Annotated in this window: 13 protein-coding genes; 8 read left to right on the forward strand and 5 right to left on the reverse strand. The window is 65.4% G+C overall.

Annotation, left to right across the window (positions count from 1 at the left end; translation table 11 throughout):
* Positions 1 to 201 precede the first annotated feature (201 nt).
* Together I6F24_RS13545 and hisN are read left to right on the forward strand one after the other, a co-directional pair.
* The gene (locus I6F24_RS13545; protein ID WP_036021434.1) at positions 202 to 1,092 is read left to right on the forward strand and encodes an N-formylglutamate amidohydrolase; all 891 of its coding nucleotides are present in this window, start codon (positions 202 to 204) and stop codon (positions 1,090 to 1,092) included.
* 523 nt (positions 1,093 to 1,615) lie between these two features.
* On the forward strand, positions 1,616 to 2,398 hold the full coding sequence (gene hisN, locus I6F24_RS13550) for a histidinol-phosphatase (protein ID WP_036021430.1): 783 nt from the start codon (positions 1,616 to 1,618) through the stop codon (positions 2,396 to 2,398).
* Positions 2,399 to 2,651: 253 nt separating this feature from the next.
* On the opposite strand, the gene I6F24_RS13555 is transcribed toward hisN, so the two are convergent.
* Positions 2,652 to 3,542, reverse strand: coding sequence for a LysR substrate-binding domain-containing protein (locus I6F24_RS13555; RefSeq protein WP_036021415.1), 891 nt, complete (start codon positions 3,540 to 3,542; stop codon positions 2,652 to 2,654).
* Between the two features lie 90 nt (positions 3,543 to 3,632).
* Between I6F24_RS13555 and I6F24_RS13560 the strand changes: the two genes are divergently transcribed.
* Positions 3,633 to 4,385 carry a sulfite exporter TauE/SafE family protein gene (locus I6F24_RS13560; protein WP_036021408.1) on the forward strand — a complete coding sequence of 251 codons (753 nt, stop codon included), beginning with the start codon at positions 3,633 to 3,635 and terminating at the stop codon, positions 4,383 to 4,385.
* A 5-nt stretch (positions 4,386 to 4,390) separates the two neighbouring features.
* Here the strand turns inward: I6F24_RS13560 and I6F24_RS13565 are convergent, their stop codons facing one another.
* Positions 4,391 to 4,801, reverse strand: coding sequence for a GFA family protein (locus tag I6F24_RS13565; RefSeq protein ID WP_036021404.1), 411 nt, complete (start codon positions 4,799 to 4,801; stop codon positions 4,391 to 4,393).
* Between the two features lie 54 nt (positions 4,802 to 4,855).
* Positions 4,856 to 5,488: a LysE family translocator gene (locus I6F24_RS13570; protein WP_225149301.1), complete on the reverse strand. Its 633-nt coding sequence runs from the start codon at positions 5,486 to 5,488 to the stop codon at positions 4,856 to 4,858.
* A 221-nt stretch (positions 5,489 to 5,709) separates the two neighbouring features.
* Here I6F24_RS13570 and I6F24_RS13575 point away from each other — a divergent pair, with 221 nt between their 5' ends.
* Both I6F24_RS13575 and I6F24_RS13580 read left to right on the forward strand, forming a co-directional pair.
* The gene (locus tag I6F24_RS13575; protein ID WP_036021400.1) at positions 5,710 to 7,506 is read left to right on the forward strand and encodes a tetratricopeptide repeat protein; all 1,797 of its coding nucleotides are present in this window, start codon (positions 5,710 to 5,712) and stop codon (positions 7,504 to 7,506) included.
* Between the two features lie 184 nt (positions 7,507 to 7,690).
* Positions 7,691 to 10,456 (forward strand): di-heme-cytochrome C peroxidase, encoded by a 2,766-nt coding sequence (locus I6F24_RS13580; protein WP_225149302.1) that lies wholly within the window; start codon positions 7,691 to 7,693, stop codon positions 10,454 to 10,456.
* Positions 10,457 to 10,617: 161 nt separating this feature from the next.
* Here the strand turns inward: I6F24_RS13580 and I6F24_RS13585 are convergent, their stop codons facing one another.
* Positions 10,618 to 11,565, reverse strand: coding sequence for an alpha/beta hydrolase (locus tag I6F24_RS13585; RefSeq protein ID WP_035997802.1), 948 nt, complete (start codon positions 11,563 to 11,565; stop codon positions 10,618 to 10,620).
* 216 nt (positions 11,566 to 11,781) lie between these two features.
* Between I6F24_RS13585 and I6F24_RS13590 the strand changes: the two genes are divergently transcribed.
* Both I6F24_RS13590 and I6F24_RS13595 read left to right on the forward strand, forming a co-directional pair.
* Entirely contained in the window at positions 11,782 to 12,246 is a 465-nt protein-coding gene (locus I6F24_RS13590; protein WP_035997846.1) for an Hsp20 family protein, read from the forward strand.
* Between the two features lie 156 nt (positions 12,247 to 12,402).
* The gene (locus I6F24_RS13595; protein WP_036021395.1) at positions 12,403 to 13,173 is read left to right on the forward strand and encodes an alpha/beta hydrolase; all 771 of its coding nucleotides are present in this window, start codon (positions 12,403 to 12,405) and stop codon (positions 13,171 to 13,173) included.
* A gap of 62 nt (positions 13,174 to 13,235) precedes the next feature.
* Here the strand turns inward: I6F24_RS13595 and I6F24_RS13600 are convergent, their stop codons facing one another.
* The gene (locus tag I6F24_RS13600) at positions 13,236 to 13,991 is read right to left on the reverse strand and encodes a hypothetical protein (RefSeq protein WP_036021424.1); all 756 of its coding nucleotides are present in this window, start codon (positions 13,989 to 13,991) and stop codon (positions 13,236 to 13,238) included.
* 490 nt (positions 13,992 to 14,481) lie between these two features.
* On the opposite strand from I6F24_RS13600, the gene gltB reads away from it, so the two are divergent.
* Positions 14,482 to 19,227: a glutamate synthase large subunit gene (gene gltB, locus I6F24_RS13605; RefSeq protein WP_225149303.1), complete on the forward strand. Its 4,746-nt coding sequence runs from the start codon at positions 14,482 to 14,484 to the stop codon at positions 19,225 to 19,227.
* Positions 19,228 to 19,365: the final 138 nt, after the last annotated feature.

Genomic DNA, 19,365 nt, shown 5'->3' on the forward strand with positions numbered 1-19,365 from the left:
ATCAATCGAGCCGGACCGGCGCGTCCCCATCCCGATGCCTGCACGGTTAAGACGTGTTCCAAGGGGCCATGACATCTTTTCGCTTGGCAGAATGGTTGCGATTCCGGACAATGACGACACATAAGAGCCGCGAGATCGGCCGAATCATTGGACCCGGAGCTTGTCCGGATCGTGCGGCACGAAGGGACGAAGCCTGAGAAGATGACCCGCTTTGACGGCGACATGTCGCCAGCCTTCGAGATCTTCGAGCCTGCCGAATGGCGCGCGCCCGTCATCTTCAACTCGCCGCATTCCGGCTCGACCTATCCTGAAGAATTCCTGGCGGCGTCGCGGATCGACCTGCCCACGCTGCGACGGTCGGAAGATTCGTTCATGGATGAGCTGATCGGCCATCTGAGCGCGCGCGGCTTTCCGACGGTGCGGGTCAACTTTCCCCGCTCCTATGTCGACGTCAACCGCGAGCCCTATGAGCTCGACCCGCGCATGTTCACCGGCCGGCTGCCGAGCTTCGCCAACACCCGTTCGATGCGGGTCGCCGGCGGCCTCGGCACCATTCCCCGCGTGGTCGGCGACGGCCAGGAGATCTACCGCGACCGCCTCCTGGTCGACGATGCGCTGGGGCGGATCGAGACGTTGTACAAGCCCTACCATCGCGCGCTGCGCCGGCTGATCAACAAGGTGCACCAGATGTTCGGCACGGTGGTGCTGGTCGACTGCCACTCGATGCCGTCGGTCGGCGTCAGCAGGGACGAGCCGCGCCGGCCCGACGTCGTGATCGGCGATCGCTACGGCACCAGCTGCACGCCGCTCTTGCCCGATCGCGTCGAGGAGACCATGAGCGGGCTCGGCTATTCGATCGGCCGCAACAAGCCCTATGCCGGCGGCTTCATCACCGAGCATTACGGCAATCCCGCGAGCGGCCTGCACGCCGTGCAGCTCGAGCTCAACCGCGCGATCTACATGGACGAGCGGCGGCGCGAGCGCAGCGCTCGCTTTGCGCAAGTGGCCTCCGACTTCGGCGTTCTCGCCGACGTGCTGGCGACCACGATTCCGTTCGCCGATCTCGGCCCGTTCCAGGCCGCGGCGGAATAGGACGCAGCTTCTTCTCTGAAACGACGAGGCCTTGCGCGCGACTGCGTTTTCGCTTCGCAAGCTTGCGCGCCCCAAATGAAAACGGCGGGGCTCAGAAAAAAGGGCCGCTCGCGAATGACGCAAGCGGCCCAAGTCTAGGGAGGAAACGCCCAAGGAGGGCAGCGGTAACGCGAGGCGCTACCGCACCGCAACAATATGCGACCGCGCCGCACAAAGTGCAAGGGCTTTTGCGCGGTTTCCCATGCAAATCGCACATGGCTCAGTTGCTTCTATGGAAACCCAGATTCAGTTTCTTTGATAAGAGAATTCAATGGGTTGATAGTCATTTGCATACGAACAAGGCAAGGTCGGAACTAAGATTTCAACTCCATGATCGATATTTGGCCAGCAGATGACTGGAATGGGGCAGCCCGCCCCGGCATCCAAAATACCAGGGAGCAACATCAAGACAGCGCTGCACGCGGCAGTCGAATTGAGCTAGGCAGGAGGCAAGCTCTCCAACTTCGCTTCGAGGATTTCGCCTGTGACGGTGATCGACTTCTCCGCCTTCATCGGTCGGCTCGCCACCGCCTCCGGCGAAACCATCCTGCCGTTCTTCCGCACCTCGCTGTCGATCGACGACAAGAGCAAGACCAAGGATTTCGACCCCGTGACGGAGGCCGACCGCGCCGCGGAGGCGGTGATGCGGCGGCTGATCAAGGCCAACTTCCCCCAGCACGGCATCGTCGGCGAGGAATTCGGCAACGAGCGCGAGGACGCCGACTATGTCTGGGTGCTCGACCCCATCGACGGCACCAAATCCTTCATCGGCGGCTTTCCGATTTGGGGCACGCTGATCGCGCTGTTGCACAAGGGCACGCCGGTGTTCGGCATGATGCACCAGCCCTTCATCGGCGAGCGCTTTTCCGGCGACAACGGTTCGGCCAATTATAAAGGGCCGTCGGGCGAGCGCCGGCTCCAGGTCCGCCGCTGCGCCTCGCTGTCGGAGGCCACGACCTACACCACCAGCCCGCTGCTGATGAACGAGAGCGACCGCGCCATCTTCGGCCACATCGAGAAGAGCGCGCGGCTGTCGCGCTATGGCGGCGACTGCTACTCCTATTGCATGCTTGCCGCGGGCCACGTCGACCTCGTGGTCGAGACCGAGCTGAAGCCCTATGACATCGCGGCACTGATTCCGATCGTGACCGGCGCCGGCGGCGTCGTCACCACCTGGGAAGGCAAGCCGGCCCAAGGCGGCGGCCGCATCATCGCCGCCGGCGACGCACGGGTGCACGAGGCAGCGTTGAAGCTTTTGAACCAGTAGCGCGCGGGCGGAGGGCTTGCATCACCGACGCGGGAGCGGAGATGGCGAGGTAGGTGTCTTACCCTCCCCTGGAGGGCAGGGCTATCGCATATGAGATGCCGCTATGGCAGCGTCATGGCCGGGCTTGTCCCGGCCATCCAAGCCTTTCCACGCGGCACAAAGAACGTGGATGCCCGGGACAAGCCCGGGCATGACGACCTCTGCAAAATTCAATTGCGATTGTCCTGACCCTCCAGGGGAGGGTAACAGGTCCTCACACCGCCTCGGCTCGCAAATGCTCCACCAGCAGCTTGGCCGGCCTTGGCAGCGCCTTGAAGCTGCGCGCGCAGATCACGAGACGGCGGTTGGCGAAGGCATCGCGCAGGCGGATCATGGCGAGCGGCATGGTCCTGGCGCAGCGGCGGGCGGCGGCTTCGGGCACCAGCGCCACGCCGACATCGGCCGCGACCATCTGGCAGATCGCGTCGAAGTCGCGCAGGCGCGCGCGGAAATGCGGCCGCATGCCGAGCCGCGCGGCGTGCTTCGAGATGTGCATCTGGAGCGCGGTGGCGCTGGTCAGCCCGACGAAGTCGCAAGCCCCTGCCTCCTGAAAGTCGATCTGGCGGCGGCCGGCGAACGGGCCGCGTTTCGACGTCACCAGCGTCAGGCGATCCTCGCTGAAGGGAAAGCGTTCGATATGGTCGGGCAGCGCGTGCTCGGCGGCGAAGCCGAGATCGGCGGCGCCTGCGGTGATCGCCGCCGCGATATCGGTGCTCTCGCGCTCCTCGATGTCGACGGCGACGTCGCGATGCTGGCGCAGGAAACCGGCGAGCGCTTTCGGCAGATGCTCCGACAGGCCCGACGTGTTGGCGAGGAAATGCACGCTGGCGCGCACGCCGCTGGCAAAGCCGGCGAGATCGCCGCGCATGGCGTCGATCTGATGGATCACGAGCCTGGCATGATCGAGCAGGCTCTCGCCGGCCGCGGTCAACTCGACGCCGCGGCGGCCGCGCTTGAGCAGCGCGACGCCGAGCGCATCCTCGAGCCCTTTGATGCGCGCGCTGGCCGAGGCCAGCGCGAGGTGCGAGCGCTCCGCGCCGCGGGTGATGCTGCGCTGGTCGGCGACCGCGATGAAGAGCTGGAGATCGACCAGGTCGAAGCGCATGCGATGTCTCCTTGAGCCTTCGTTGAAGCCGAAGGCTCTCTCCGTAACCTCCAGATTGTGCGCCGGCGCGGCTTCGGTCAATGTGCTGGCATGATCGACCCGCTGCTCATCCTCATCGCCGCCGTGTTCCTGCTCGCCGGATTCGTCAAGGGCGTGGTCGGGCTCGGCCTGCCGACGGTGTCGATGGGCCTGCTCGCCGTGAGCATGGCGCCGAGCCGCGCCATCGCCATCGTCATCGTTCCCGCCATCGTCACCAACATCTGGCAGACCTTCGTCGGCCCGCATTTGCGCGACATCCTGCGGCGGCTGTGGCCGCTGATGATCGGCACCGTGGTCGGCTGCTGGCTCAATGCCGGCGCGCTGACCGGGCCGCATGCGCGCTACGGCACGATCGTGCTGGGCGCCCTGCTCGTCGTCTACGCCGTGATCGGACTGAACAAGTTCCACTTCCGCGTCGCGCCCGAGAACGAGAAATGGGTCGGCGGCGTGGTCGGCGTCATCACCGGGGTGATTTCGGCCTCAACAGGCGTGCAGGTGATCCCGTCGATGCCGTTCATGCAGGCGATCGGCATGGAGAAGGACGAGCTGGTGCAGGCGCTCGGGGTGTTTTTCACCACCGCGACGCTGGCGCTCGCCTTCAACCTGACCGCGGTCGGATTGCTCACGCCCGCCAATGTCGTGCCGGGCGCGATCGGACTCGCCATGGCCTTTGCCGGCATGTTCATCGGCCAATCGGTGCGGGCGCGGATGCCGGCGGAGGCGTTTCGCCGCTGGTTCCTGATCGCGATGATCCTGCTCGGCCTTTACCTCGCCGGCAGCGCGCTGGCGAAGGAATTCGCTTAAGCGCCTTACGATTTCGGCCCGTAGCCCGGCACCCATTTTTCGTGCTGGGGCAGGTCGTCCTGGATTGTCCACCACGACGCGCGCGACGAGGTGAAAACGTGGAGGCGAGGCCGGACTTCCGGGTCGTCATCGAGCAGGCCAGCGGGAATGCTGACGGTCGGGAGATAGCTCGCCTTGCCCGGCGTCGGGCAGCCGCAGGTCCTGCAACGATAGCGGATACTGCCCGGCGAGGATTCGTAAGATGCCGTCATGTCCTCGCCCGCCACGAAGCGAAACTTGTCGGCATCGACATGCGCGTAGGTGGCGAAGGCCGCGCCGCTCAGCTTGCGGCAATTGACGCAATGGCAGTGCGTCAGCGCGCGCACCTTCTCGATCTCGAACCGCACGGTGCCACACAGACAGCTTCCACGGATCATCGAAACCTCCCGAGCGCAGCCTCGATCGGACCGCTTCTCATTCACTAGAAGGAGCTACCGTGTCTCCAGCATGGCGACGCGGATGCCGAGATAGATGAAGAGGCCGCCGAGCGCGCGGTTGACCCAGGCGATCGCGCCCTTGGACTTGCGCAGCCGGTAGGCGGCTCTGGCGGCGAACGCCGCCAGCACCAGGCACCACAGTGTCCCCGTAAAGATGAAGATCAGGCCGAGCGTCAGGAAGGCGAGCGGCTTGTGCGGGGCATCGGCTGCGACGAATTGCGGCAGAAAGGCGAGGAAGAACAGCGCGACCTTGGGATTGAGCGCGTTGGTGAAGACACCCTGGAGGAAGACCCGCTGCAATGAGCTCCGCGCCGGCTCGTCGATGCTTGCAGCCAGCGCCGGGCGCGACCACAGCATCTGGAGACCGGTCACGACCAGATAGGCTGCGCCGACCAGCTTCAGGATCGAAAAGGCCGTGGACGAGGCCATCAGCAGAGCCGAAAGCCCGATCGCCGCGCCCGCGACATGGACGAAGCAGCCGCAACTGATGCCCAGGGCGGCAGCGGCGCCGCCCCGCCAGCCCATCTGCATGCTGCGGCCGATCACATAGACCGAATCCGGCCCCGGCGTGATGTTGAGCACCACGCCCGAGAGGATGAAAAGCCCGATCTCGTGAATGCCCAGCATGAAGGTCCTCCGCTGCCGTCCTGGCGGTTCTGGTTCCGCTTAGTCGGTTCGCCCGTTCCCGTCCACCGCCGGGATTGCGCAGGATTTACCTCGAATTTGCAATGCGGATCATGCTTCCGCTGCGGCGCATCTGCTCTATAAAGGTGGGGTTCTTGAAATGCGGGATTCGCGGCAACCGCCACGCTGTGGCCGGTCATCTGGTCCCTTGGAGCTTTGAGGATATGGAAAGACGTCTGGCCGCCATCGTCTGCGCCGATGTCGCCGGCTATTCGCGCATGATGGGCAGCGACGAGGCCGGCACCCATGCCGCCTTCAAGGCCCATCGTGCCGCGATCCATCCGATCATCCTCAATCACGGCGGCCGCGTCGTGAAGAACACCGGCGACGGCTTCCTGCTGGAATTCGCCTCGATCGTCGGCGCCGCCGAGGCGGCGATCGCGATGCAGACGCTGATGGCCGAACGCAACCGCCATCTGCCGGCCGACCGCGCCATGCAGTTCCGGCTCGGCATCCACATGGGCGACGTCATCGCCGACGAGGACGAAGTCTTCGGCGACGATGTCAACATCGCCGTCCGCCTGGAATCGGTGGCGAGCCCCGGCGGCTTCGCGATCTCGGCCAAGGCCTACCGGGAGGCGGGCAAGCATCTCGCCGTGCCGCTGACCGATGCCGGCAACCATCGCTTCAAGAACATCAAGGATGCGATCGGGGTCTTTACCTGGACGCCCGAGGGCGCGCCGGCGCTTGCCCCCGAGCTCCGTGAGGCCTCGGCGCTGTCGCAGCAGTACCGCACGGCCATCGTCGGCGTGCTGCCCTTCGCCAATCTCAGCGACGCCCAGGACGAATATTTCTCCGACGGCCTCACCGAGGACCTGATCCACGCGCTGTCGCTGCAATCCTTCTATCGGGTGCTGAGCCGCAACTCGACATTCGCCTTCAAGGGCAAGAACGTGGGCACCCGGCTGATCGCGCGCGAGATCGACGCCACCTATCTGATCCAGGGCTCGGTGCGGCGCGCCGGCGCCAAGATCCGCGTCACCGCCGAGCTGATCGCGCCGGAGACCGGCGAGCAGCTCTGGACCGGCCGCTACGACCGCGACATCGGCGATTTGTTCGCGATGCAGGACGAGATCACCACCAATTTGTCCGCCGCCATCGCCACCGAGATCGTCCGTGCCGAGGCCTCGGCGCCGGCGCGGCTCTCGACCGACGTCACCGCCTGGGACCGCTTCCTCAAGGGGCTGTCGCATTACTATCGGCAAACCAAGGAAGATCTGGCCGTCGCGGTCGACCTATTCCGCGAGGCCATCGGGCTCGATCCCAAGCTGTCGATCGCGCATGCCTATCTCGCCACGATCCAGATCCAGAGCATTCAGTTCGGCTGGGTCAAGGGCACGCGCGAGATGTGGGCCGAGGCGATGAGCCTCGCCGAAACCAGCGTCCGGCTGGATCCGCGCTCCTCCTTTGCGTTCTCGATCCTGACTTGGGCGCACGCGTTGGAGGGTCATCACGAGGCAGCAATGGACGCCGCCAAGCGCGCAGTCGCGCTCAACCCTTACGACAATGGCGCGCGCGGCGTGCTCGGCATCTGCCATTTCATGATCGGCGAGCACCGCGAGGCGATCGAGCTGTTCTCGATGGCCGCGCAACGCGACAACAGCGACCCGCGCTATCAATGGGCGGCGCTGAACGCGTTCAGTCATTACCTTCTGCGCCAATATGACGCGACGCTGTCATGGGCGCGAGAGCAGCTCTACATCAACCCGAATCACATGCAGGCGCTGGCGATCCGCGCTGCGGCGTTGGCGCAGCTCGGGCGAAGCGACGAGGCCAGCGAAGCTGCCCGCGTGCTGATGGCAAATTATCCAACGCTGAATGTCGACAGGCACTTGCGCAACTTCCACTGGAAGCGGCCCGAGGACATCGCTCATTATCGCGAGGGGCTGCTGAAGGCCGGCGTGCCGCTCGGCAAGCTGACGCTGGTGCAGAGCGACGTGAAACGGGCCGCAGAATCCTAAGCGAAAGGGCCGCAGGCCCGACGTGGTTCCGGTGCGACCGCCTGCTCGTTGTTGACACGACAGTGAAATGGGCCACACTCGTCACACGCTGAAGTAGTATATCGTGCTGTCGGTTTGTTGGGACTTTCCGCGCTCTAACAGCGCGCCTGCTTTTTCAAGATTCGCTGCTTTCAGGATTTGGGCCATGCATCACCCCGCTTCGAAGCCGCCCCTCGATCCCTCGATTCCAGTCTCGCCGAACAATCCCTGCCCGTTCCTGCGCGGCCTCGTCGGCGAAGGCTTCGTCGAGGGCGGCACCGTCCCGCTCAACACGCTGTCGCAGACCATCGCCAATGCGACCGGTGAGACGGGGCTGAAGAAGGTCTCGGCCCGCATCCAGGTCCGCGGCGTCGCGATGATCGCCAACGGCGTCAAGCACATTCTGAAGAGCATCTTTTCGGGCGCGCAGCTCGACGCGCTGCGCGGCGGCCCGCTGGACAAGCGCGGCGCCGGCTCGCGCATCCTCGGCGTCGACGGCAAGATCGACGAGGACGAGATCGCGCGGCTCGCGAGCTTCGGCCGGAACTACACCGACCCGAACACCGGCAGCAGCGAGCCCGGCCTCAACGCCGCGGAAATCAAGACCTTCATGCGTGACAACCTCGAGCGCGCCGGCAGCGCCGCTCGCTGGTACTACCCGCTGCTGATGAAGTTCGAATGGCCCATCCTTTTGAAGATCATCGGCAAGGGCAAGCAGGGTGAAGAGCGCTATCTCAGCGTGGCCGACGTGCGCACGCTGTTCGAACAGCGCCAATTCCCCGACCGCATCAATCAGCGGATCGTATCGCAGCCGCTGCTGTCGTCCTGCCAGCTCCGCTTTCGCTGGGCGGTCGCGCTCACGGCGTTCGTCATCGGCCTCGGCCTCGTCGCCCTGGTCGCGGTCGCCGAATTCCCCAACCAGGTTCGTGCCATGCTGCCGCAGAAGGGCGTGCTGGTGAATCTCCTGCCGCCGCCCCTGCCGGCGATGCCCGAAACCAAGGCTGCCTATTGGCTCGAGCAAAACTGGTCGCTCAAGGACCGACATTGGTTCCACCACGCCAGCCAGGGCACCGCGACGTTCCCGGTGCCCTATGAGTGGTTCGTGGCGCTGGAGCAGCCGCAGCTCCACCTGTTCTCCAAACCGGGCCTGATCAAGGACAGCGCCTATCTCGAACGCTTCGGCTTCATCCCGAGCCCGCAGACGATCCAGACCGACACGGCGACGCTGCGCCGCTTCGGCTACGCCAATGTCTACGAGACCACGCAAGCGTCGGACTGGTCGACGCGCTGGACGCCGGCGGAGAACGTTGACGGCCTGCCGGTCGGCTTCGCGCGCATGACCGGCGTGGTCGATCCCGCGACGAGCCGCCGCGAGGACGACATGATCGGACTGACCTGCGCCGCCTGTCATACCGGCCAGATCCATTACCAGGGCATCGACGTCCGTTTCGACGGCGGCCCGGCGATGACCGACCTGAAGAAGCTCGAGCTCGCGACCGGCCTGTCGATCGCCTACACGCTGTACGTCCCGTTCCGCTTCCAGCGTTTCGCCGATCGCGTGCTCGGCCCCGACGCCAGCAAGGCGGACCGCGCCGCGCTCAAGCAGAAGCTGAGCACGATCGGCAGCTTCCTGATCGACTGGGCCAAGACCTACGAGAAAACGATCGAAGGCAAGACGACTTGGGACGGCAAGCAGCAGCAGGACACCGAGGAAGGGTTCGGCCGGCTCGATGCCCTCAACCGCATCGGCAACCAGGTGTTTTCGCAGGACCTCGCAATGAGCGGGGTCAAGGGATTCGAGAAGAACCTGCACGCTCAGGACGCGCCGGTCAGCTATCCCGCGATCTGGACGGTGCCCTGGTTCAAGTTCGCCCAATACGACGCCTCGATCGAGCAGCCGCTGATCCGCAACGCCGGCGAAGCCCTCGGCGTGACGGCGCTGCTCAATTTGTCCGATGCCTATCCGCAGGACAGGCTGTGGCGCTCCTCGGTGAACATCAGGACGCTCGGCTGGATCGAGGACATGCTGAGAGGCCCCGATCCATTCAAGGCGGCTGATGGTCCGAAGTTCGGCGGTCTGCTCGCACCGAAATGGCCCTCGCACATCCTCGGCGATGCTTGGAAGCTGAAGCCCGATCGGGTCGAACGCGGCCGCGCCATCTACGCGGAGATGTGCTCCGGATGCCATCTGCCTGACATCAACACCCCGGCCTTCTGGTCGTCGAAGCGCTGGGAGCCGAGCGGCGACAGCAAGGTGCTGAATGCGGTGACGATCCCGCTCGACGAGATCAAGACCGATCCCGAGCAGTCCCTCGTTCTCAGCAAGCGGACCGTCGACGTGCCCGGCTTTCTGAAAGTCAACACGGCTGACCTGCAGACGTGGTGGCAGTGCGAGATCCCGACCGCCAGCAAATCGCCCAACGAGATGGTCTATGCACTCGGGCTCATGACGGTGGTCGATCTCGTCGCCCGCAAATGGATGGACGACGAGAAGATCCCGGAGGCCGAACGGGCGCAAATGTGGAATATGGCGCGCAAGAACTGTCTCAATCCGGCGCCCGATCCGCGCTATCGCGCGCGGCCCTTGAACGGCATCTGGGCCACTGCGCCTTACCTGCACAACGGCTCGGTGCCTTCGCTGTACTGGCTGCTGAAGCCGCAGAACGAGCGTCCGCAAAAATTCTGCATGGGCCGCCGCGACTACGACCCCGACACCGTCGGTTTCGCAGTCGCCGCCGACGAGCGCTGCAAGACCGGTGAAACGGAGTTCTCCGCGACCGGCTCCGACGGCAAGCCGATCCAGGGCAACAGCGTGCTCGGCCATTCCTTCGAGCGCAAGGACGGTGAGTCGAAGCGCCCCGGCGTCATCGGCCGCATGTTCAAGGACGACGCCGAACGCTACGACCTGATCGAGTATCTGAAGACGCTGTAAAGAATCTTGCTTCGTCATTGCGAGCGCAGCGAAGCAATCCAGGCTGTCGCCGCGGAGATAGCCTGGATTGCTTCGTCGCAAGAGCTCCTCGCAATGACGGAGAATGAGGACGCTCCTCGACTCCGATTCTCATCGTCCTCGTGGAGGCTCCCGATCTCTTCTCACTTGAACAGCGGCGTGCCCGGCACGAAGGCGTCGAAGGCGGCCCAGAACTGCGCGCGGTAGCGGTCCTGCTCCTGGAGGATCTCGTGCTTGGCACCGGCGATCACGAGATGGGAGCCGGCGCGCAAATGATAGGCGAATTCCTCGATCGCCGCGGTCGAGACCACGGTATCGTTGGAGGCCGCCAGCATCAGGATCGGCTGGCGGATCTGGGAGGGGTAGTTCACGCGCTTGAAGGTGTGCATCGCGCGGAAGGCGGTATCGGCCCAGGCGACCGTCGGCGAGGCTAGGCCAAGCGTCGGGTCTTCCTCCAGGATCGCGGCGTTGCGCGCATAGCGGACGGGATCGCTGGTCAAGGGATTGTTGATGAAGGGTTCGAGCCCGGTGAGGCGGTCGCTGCCGCCGGGAACGTAGCGGCCGCCCTGCCCGAGCAGGCGCATCGTCTTGAGCAGCGCACGCACCGGCAGCGAGGTGGTGCGCCCGGGCAGGTCGATCATCGGCGCAGACAGCACCATGCGGTCGAACCAGCGCTTGCCGGCATGGGCCACCCGCAGCAGCACCGTGCCGCCCATGGAATGGGCGAGCGCGAAGAATGGCGGCGGGCAATCCGGCAGCACCACCTGCTGCACGAAGGTCTCGACGTCGATTTCGAAATCGGCGAAGTCGCGCACATAGCCCTTGCGCGGATCGCGCAGGCGGCGCGACGAATGGCCCTGCCCGCGCCAGTCGATCATCGCCACCGCAAAGCCGCGGTCGCGCAGGTCGCGCACGGTCTCGAAATATTTCTCGATCTGCTCGCTGCGCCCGGTGAAGACGCAGACCGTGCCCTTACGGTTCGCCGGCGGCGCCCAGCGCGCAAAGCGCAGCTCGACGCCATCAGGGGTCTTGATGGTGCCGCTGACGACGTTTTCGGGGACCGGATTGGCGGGAATCGAGACCAGCGTCATTGAGCGTGCTTGGGCGGGAAGTGCTGCAAATCAAGGGGCCAAAGCGCCGAAAAGGCGCCTGTCCCGCCCTCTTGAACGCCGTCTCGTTCCACCCATATCACCTTCGTGCAGGCCGCTACCAGTGTTTCGGAACCGGAACATCAGGCTGCACACAGACTAAAGCCCGGCCCGATTGGCGGGCGGGTTACCAACAGTCGCTCAATGGAGGACTTGACCATGCGTAGCTACGATCTCACTCCGTTCTATCGTTCCACCGTCGGCTTCGACCGTCTCTTCAACCTGCTCGACCAGGCCAGCTCCGACGGCAGCCCCGGTTATCCCCCCTACAACATCGAGCGCACCGGCGAGAACGCCTACCGCATCACCGTTGCGGTCTCGGGCTTTGCCAAGGATGAGCTCTCCATCGTCGCCAAGGAAAACACGCTGACGATCAAGGGCGAGAAAGTCGCGAACGAGAACTCGAAATCCGAAGTGCTCTACCGCGGCATCGCCGCGCGTGCCTTCGAGCGCGCCTTCCAGCTTGCCGACTTCGTGCAGGTGAAGGACGCCTCGCTCGAGAACGGGCTGCTTCACGTCGACCTCGTCCGCGAGATTCCCGAGGCCAAGAAGCCGCGCCAGATCGCGATCAACGCCGGCGCCAAGGCGCAGGTGATCGAGAACTCCGCCGCGCAGGCCGCCTGAGCCAGGCGACCAAACCCAGCGACGTCCAGGTTGCGAAAACGCCCCGGTGCCCCGGGGCGTTTTTTTCGTTGCAATGCATCACAGAGCAGTGATGGCGTAACACCGTTGCCTCGCTCTCCGTCCTTTGGGCATCGAACCAAAAACACGGAGAAGATCATGTCACTCTGGCGCAGCCTTTTCGTCGCCGCGAGCCTTTTGGCCGCTCCTCTCAACCTCGCTCATGCCCAGACACCGCAGACGGTCAAAGCGAAGAACGTCGTGTTGGTGCACGGCGCCTGGGCCGACGGCTCGAGCTGGTCGGAGGTGATCCCGATCCTGCAGGCTGCAGGCCTGCATGTGACCGCCGTGCAGAATCCGCTGTCCTCGCTCAGCGACTCCGTCGAGGCGACCAAGCGGGCGCTGGCCGAGCAGGACGGGCCGACGGTGCTGGTCGCGCATTCCTGGGGCGGCACCGTGATCAGCCAGGTCGGCACCGACCCGAAGGTCACCGGCCTCGTCTACGTCGCCGCACGCGCGCCCGATGCGAACGAGGATTTCGTGGCGCTGTCGAAGCAGTTTCCGGCCGGGCCGGCGCGCGCCGGCATCGTCGAGCGCGACGGCTACACCAAGCTCTCGGAAGAGGCCTTCCTGAAGTACTTCGCCAACGGCGTGAAGCCGGCGCAGGCCAAGGAGCTCTACGCCGTGCAATGGCCGACGGCGGCCTCGATCTTCGCCGGCCGCACCACGGAGGCGGCCTGGCGCTCCAAGCCGAGCTGGTACGCGGTGTCGAAGAACGACTACACCATCAACCCCGATTTCGAGCGCTTCCTCGCCAAGCGCATGAACGCCACCACGATCGAGCTCGATGCCGGCCACCTCTCGCTGGTGTCGCATCCGAAGGAGGTGGCGAATCTGATCCTGGATGCGGCGGGGTATCCGCGGAGCTGACACGCGGTCAGTTCACGCAAAAGCGCCCGAGAGATTCTCGGGCGCTTTCCGTTCGCTGACGCTTAGTCCAGCCCCTGCGCAGCCGGCATGTCCTGCGTCGGCAGGATGGTCGGAGCCGGCCGGGCCTGACCGACGGTTGGTGCGATTGCTTGCGGGGCGGCCTCGGCCGGCTTGGCTTGCACCACGGCGGCCTGCTGCGCCGGCTGGGCCTGCACTGCCTGAGCCTGCTGCGCGGTGGGCGCGGCCGGCTTCGCGGCGACCGGCGTCTCAGCGCGCCGCGGGGCGGCCTTCGGCAGCGGCACGGCGCGGCTTGCCACATGCGGGATCGACGCCGGCGGGCGCGGCGGGCCGCCGCGGACCACGGTCGGCGGCAGTGCGGTTTGCGGCCCGTAGGGCGCGACCGCGCGCTCGTCATAGGCGGGCGCCATGCCATAGGCGTCAGGGGCGGGCATGAAGCGGATGATCCGCCCGTCGCGGGCGTCGATCACCAGCCGGCCATCGTCGCCGTTTCTGTCGATCACCGCGATGGTGTAGACGCCGCCGCGCAGGCGCGGAATGCCGAGCGGCGAGAAGCCGTTTTCGCGCAGCACGGCGTAAACCTCGGTCGGCGGCAACAAGGCCAGCGCAGGGCCGCGCTCCTCGTAGCCATAACCGTAGCGCGGCGGCGGGGCGGCTTCCGGCGGCGCATAGGGCCCGTCGAAATCCGAGACCGCGATGACGGCCCCTCTGGCGATACCGCTCGCGGGAACCTGGGCCTGCCCCGCACTGGCACCCAGCGCCAGCACGGCGGCGGCCACACATCCTGTGAAAAACTTCATGATCCAGACGCTCCTGTCAGGCCCTCCGGTGGCCGCCCTCTTTCGCTTCTCGCGGCGTGGCGCGCCTTCCGAAGGGTTGATCCGAAGCTTCATTTGGGATTTCGGCGCCGCCGGGGCCGGATCAGGGCGTGTTTGCCTCAAAACCGGGGCTGCGCAACTTTTGGAAAGCGATCGATTGACTTCTGCGGAATCGGGACTTCCGCGCGCTTGTGTGCTAGACAAAAATTTGGCAAGGTGATGGTTAGGACAGGAAGACTGTCTCATTTTGCTTGCGGTTCCGGCATAGGGATTGCAGCGAGAACTGGTGCTCTCGAGCGCCGGCAAGGTACCAGGCAAAGCCGTTCTCGGGGACGAAGAACGCCTAGGCCTGAATTTAAGAAAATGCGGCTCGCAGAGGACGAGCGGTGGCCCAGGAGCGGGTGCCGCGGGACGCCCAAGGTGCGCCGAAGATGGCGGTGAGGCAGCTTGCCGCATGGAGAGGACAGGAACAATGAACGGGTCGCAATTCGAGCGCGCAAACATCGTGGCAGAAGAGCTGTCGGCGACGGTCGCCTCGAAAACGACCGATCCGATCACCTCACCGATTCAAGAGCACAATTCGCGCCCCGAAGCCGAAGGCCTGTACGATCCCAGCCTGGAAAAGGACTCTTGCGGCGTCGGCTTCATCGCCAACATCAAGGGCAAGAAGTCGCACGAGATCGTCTCGGACGCGCTGAGCATCCTCTGCAACCTCGAGCATCGCGGTGCCGTCGGCGCCGACCCGCGCGCCGGCGACGGCGCCGGCATTCTGGTGCAGATCCCGCACGCCTTCTTCAGCCGTAAGGCCTCCGAACTCGGCTTCAAGTTGCCGGCGCCCGGCGAATACGCCATCGGCGCGTTGTTCATGCCGCGCGACACCGCCTGGCGCAACGTCATCAAGAGCATCGTCGCCGACCAGATCAAGGAAGAGGGCCTGACCCTGCTCGGCTGGCGCGACGTGCCGACCGACAATTCCTCGCTGGGCGTCACCGTGAAGCCGACCGAGCCCGCCTGCATGCAGGTGTTCATCGGCCGCAACGGCACCGCCAAGACCGAGGACGAGTTCGAGCGCCGGCTCTACATCCTGCGCAAGTCGATCTCGCAGGCGATCTACCAGCGCCGCGACCGCGGCCTTGCCGGCTATTACCCGTGCTCGATGTCCTGCCGCACCGTGATCTACAAGGGCATGTTCCTCGCCGACCAGCTCGGCAAGTACTATCCCGATCTGCACGAGGCTGACTTCGAGAGCGCGCTCGCGCTCGTGCACCAGCGCTTCTCGACCAACACCTTCCCGGCCTGGTCGCTGGCGCATCCCTACCGCATGATCGCGCATAACGGCGAGATCAACACGCTGCGCGGCAACGTCAACTGGATGGCGGCACGTCAGGCCTCGGTCAGCTCCGAGCTCTACGGCAAGGACATCAACCGGCTCTGGCCGATCTCCTATGAGGGACAGTCGGACACCGCCTGCTTCGACAACGCGCTCGAATTCCTGGTGCAGGGCGGCTACTCGCTGCCGCACGCCGTGATGATGATGATTCCGGAGGCGTGGGCCGGCAATCCCCTGATGGATGAGAAGCGCCGCGCCTTCTACGAATATCATGCCGCGCTGATGGAGCCGTGGGACGGCCCCGCCGCGATCGCCTTCACCGACGGCCGCCAGATCGGCGCCACGCTCGACCGCAACGGCCTCCGGCCCGCGCGCTATCTCGTCACCAAGGACGACCGCATCGTCATGGCGTCCGAGATGGGTGTGCTGACGATCCCCGAGGACCAGATCATCACCAAGTGGCGGCTGCAGCCGGGCAAGATGCTGCTGGTCGACCTCGAGCAAGGCCGCCTGATCCCGGACGACGAGATCAAGGCTTCGCTCGCCGCCAGCCATCCCTACAAGGAGTGGCTCGAGCGGACCCAGATCGTGCTCGAAGACCTGCCGAAGGTGCCGACGACAGGCGTGCGCTCAAACCTGTCGCTGCTCGACCGCCAGCAGGCGTTCGGCTACAGCCAGGAAGACATCACCATCCTGATGACGCCGATGGCGGCCACGGGCGAAGAAGCCGCAGGCTCGATGGGCAACGACACGCCGATCTCGGCGCTGTCGGACAAGGCCAAGCCGCTGTTCACCTACTTCAAGCAGAACTTCGCGCAGGTCACCAACCCGCCGATCGACCCGATCCGCGAGGAGCTGGTGATGAGCCTGGTCTCGATCATCGGGCCGCGGCCGAACCTGTTCGACCTGCAGGGCATGGCCACGACCAAGCGCCTCGAAGTGCGCCAGCCGATCCTGACCGACGCGGACCTGGAAAAGATCCGCTCGATCTCGGAGGTGGCGGAGTCGCACTTCAAGTCGCGCACGCTGGACACCACCTTCCACGCCGGTCTCGGCGCGGCGGGCATGGACCAGGTGCTCGACGAGCTCTGCGCGCGCGCCGAAAGCGCGGTGCGCGAGGGCGTCAACATCATCATCCTGTCCGACCGCATGGTCGGCACCGACCGCGTGCCGATCCCATCGCTGCTCGCCTGCGCCGCCGTGCATCATCACCTGATCCGCACCGGCCTGCGCACCTCGGTCGGCCTCGTCGTCGAATCCGGCGAGCCGCGCGAAGTGCATCACTTCGCCTGCCTTGCCGGCTACGGCGCCGAAGCGATCAATCCGTACCTCGCGTTCGAGACCATCACCGCGATGAAGGACCGCCTGCCCGGCTCGCTCGACGACTATGAGATCGTCAAGCGCTACATCAAGTCGATCGGCAAGGGCCTGCTCAAGGTGATGTCCAAGATGGGCATCTCGACCTACCAGTCCTATTGCGGCGCGCAGATCTTCGACGCGGTCGGCCTCAAGGCCGACTTCGTCGCCAAGTTCTTCGCCGGCACGCACACCCGCGTCGAGGGCGTCGGCCTTGGGGAGATCGCGGAAGAAGCCGTGCGCCGCCATGCCGACGCGTTCGGCGAGGCGCAGGTCTACAAGACCGCGCTCGATGTCGGCGGCGAATATGCCTATCGCAGCCGCGGCGAGGACCATGCGTGGACCGCGGAGTCTGTGTCGCTGCTGCAGCACGCCGCGCGCGGCAATTCGCAGGAGCGCTACCGCGCCTTCGCCAAGATCCTCAACGAGCAGTCGGAGCGCCTGTTGACGCTGCGCGGCCTGTTCCGGATCAAGAACGCGGAGGAAGAAAAGCGCAAGGCGATCCCGCTCGACCAGGTCGAGCCGGCCAAGGAGATCGTCAAGCGTTTCGCCACCGGTGCGATGAGCTTCGGCTCGATCTCGCGCGAGGCGCACACCACGCTCGCGATCGCCATGAACCGGATCGGCGGCAAGTCGAACACCGGCGAAGGCGGCGAGGAAGCCGACCGCTTCAAGCCGATGCCGAACGGCGATTCCATGCGTTCGGCGATCAAGCAGGTCGCCTCGGGCCGCTTCGGCGTCACCACGGAGTATCTCGTCAACTCCGACATGATGCAGATCAAGATGGCACAGGGCGCCAAGCCCGGCGAAGGCGGCCAGCTGCCCGGCCACAAGGTCGACGCGACCATCGCAAGAGTCCGGCACTCGACGCCGGGCGTCGGCCTGATCTCGCCGCCGCCGCACCACGACATCTACTCGATCGAGGACCTGGCGCAGCTCATCTACGACCTCAAGAACGTCAACCCGACGGGCGACGTCTCGGTCAAGCTCGTCTCGGAGATCGGCGTCGGCACTGTGGCCGCGGGCGTTGCCAAGGCGCGCGCCGACCATGTCACCATCGCGGGCTTCGAGGGCGGCACGGGTGCTTCGCCGCTGACCTCGATCAAGCATGCGGGATCGCCGTGGGAAATCGGGCTCGCCGAAACCCACCAGACCCTGGTGCGCGAGCGGCTGCGCAGCCGCATCGTGGTCCAGGTCGACGGCGGCTTCCGCACCGGCCGTGACGTCGTGATCGGCGCGCTGCTGGGCGCCGACGAGTTCGGCTTCGCCACCGCTCCCTTGATTGCGGCCGGCTGCATCATGATGCGCAAGTGCCACCTCAACACCTGCCCGGTCGGCGTCGCGACCCAGGACCCCGTCCTGCGCAAGCGCTTCACCGGCCAGCCCGAGCACGTGATCAACTACTTCTTCTTCGTCGCCGAGGAAGTCCGCGAGATCATGGCTTCGCTCGGCTTCCGCACCTTCAACGAGATGGTCGGCCAGGTGCAGCTGCTCGACCAGACCAAGCTGGTCGCGCATTGGAAGGCCAAGGGGCTCGACTTCTCCAAGCTCTTCGTCAAGCAGAAGGAAGAGAAGGGCCAGAAGATCTATCACTCCGAGCGCCAGAACCATCATCTGGAGGCGGTGCTCGACCGTACGCTGATCGAGAAGGCGCAAGCAGCGCTCGACCGCGGCGCGCCGGTGAAAATCGAGGCCGCCATCAACAGCACCAACCGCTCCGCAGGCGCGATGCTGTCCGGCGCGGTCGCCAAGATCTACGGCCATGCCGGCCTGCCGCACGACACGATCCATGTCAGCCTCACGGGCACCGCAGGCCAGGCCTTCGGCGCCTGGCTCGCCCACGGCGTCACCTTCGAGCTCGAAGGTGAAGGTAACGACTATGTCGGCAAGGGCCTCTCGGGCGGCAAGATCATCGTCAAGCCGCCGAGGAACTCGGCCATCGTGCCGGAAGAGAGCATCATCGTCGGCAACACCGTGATGTACGGCGCGATCGAGGGCGAGTGCTACTTCCGCGGCATCGCCGGCGAGCGTTTTGCCGTGCGTAACTCGGGCGCGGTCGCCGTGGTCGAGGGCGCGGGCGATCATTGCTGCGAATACATGACCGGCGGCATCGTGGTCGTGCTCGGCAAGACCGGGCGCAACTTCGCGGCCGGCATGTCCGGCGGTATCGCCTACGTGCTCGACGAGGCCGGCGACTTCGACAAGCTGTGCAACCTCAGCATGGTCGAGCTCGAGCCGGTGCTGTCGGAGGAGCTGATCAACGCCGGCACCTATCACCATGCCGGCGACCTCGAGGCGCATGGCCGGGTCGACGTGTTCAGGAACCTGCTCGCCTCCGACGTCGAGCGGCTGCACGTCCTGATCTCGCGCCACGCCAAAGCCACCGGCTCCAAGCGCGCCGCCGACATCCTTGCCAATTGGAAGGACTGGCTGCCCAAATTCCGCAAGGTGATGCCGGTCGAGTACCGGCGCGCGCTGCGCGAGATGGCGGCCAACGCGGACGCCGAGCCGAAAATCGCGATCGGGGCGTAAGGCATTACACCTCGTCATTGCGAGCGAAGCGAAGCAATCCAGAATCTCTCCGCGGAAAAAAGACTGGATTGCTTCGTCGCTTCGCTCCTCGCAATGACGGTGAGGAAACAACAAGACGAATTTAAGCGGCAGGGACTT

Source organism: Bradyrhizobium sp. BRP23 (assembly GCF_020194135.1).
Lineage (GTDB): Bacteria > Pseudomonadota > Alphaproteobacteria > Rhizobiales > Xanthobacteraceae > Bradyrhizobium > Bradyrhizobium yuanmingense.